The organism is Polaromonas sp. P1_G2 (assembly GCF_056405515.1).
In genome coordinates this window covers 1-545 of record NZ_JBFUBY010000821.1, presented here as the reverse complement: position 1 = coordinate 545, position 545 = coordinate 1, and the positions used below count along the sequence as shown (strand labels likewise).

The window sequence follows — 545 nt, the reverse complement described above, 5'->3', positions numbered from 1 at the left end:
GCCAGGCGCTACAGCATCAGGCGGAATTGAACCTCYCCTATTCGAAGGTGATCGCGCCCATCGATGGCGTCGTCGGCAACCGCACGCTGCGCACCGGGCAATATGTCCAGGCCGGCACGCAGTTGATGACCATCGTGCCGACGCAGGATGCCTATGTCGTCGCCAATTTCAAGGAAACGCAACTGACCGACGTCCGGCCGGGACAGGCTGTCGATATCGAAGTCGATATGTTCCCCGGCCAGGTCTATCACGGCCATGTCGACAGCATTGCGCCGGCCAGCGGCCAGGAATTCGCGCTGCTGCCGCCGGACAACGCGACCGGCAATTTCACCAAGGTCGTACAGCGCATCCCGGTCAGGATCATCCTTGATCGCAATGCCGCGATCTCGAATCTGTTGCGGCCCGGCATGTCGGTTGAGCCGAGCATCGATACCAGAACGTAAGACAGAAACCTTTGACCCGTGGTCGGGGAGGATCAAGTCATGTYGAACAGTGCAATCACGACTGATGTCCAGGTGCGTCCCGCCTCTGCCGCTCCGAAAGCC

General features: G+C 60.4%; 1 pseudogene. It reads left to right on the top strand.

Annotation, left to right across the window (positions count from 1 at the left end):
* A pseudogene (locus AC1D0P_RS27800) lies at positions 1-443 on the top strand (HlyD family secretion protein); the annotation flags it as partial.
* Between the last annotated feature and the right edge of the window lie 102 nt (positions 444-545).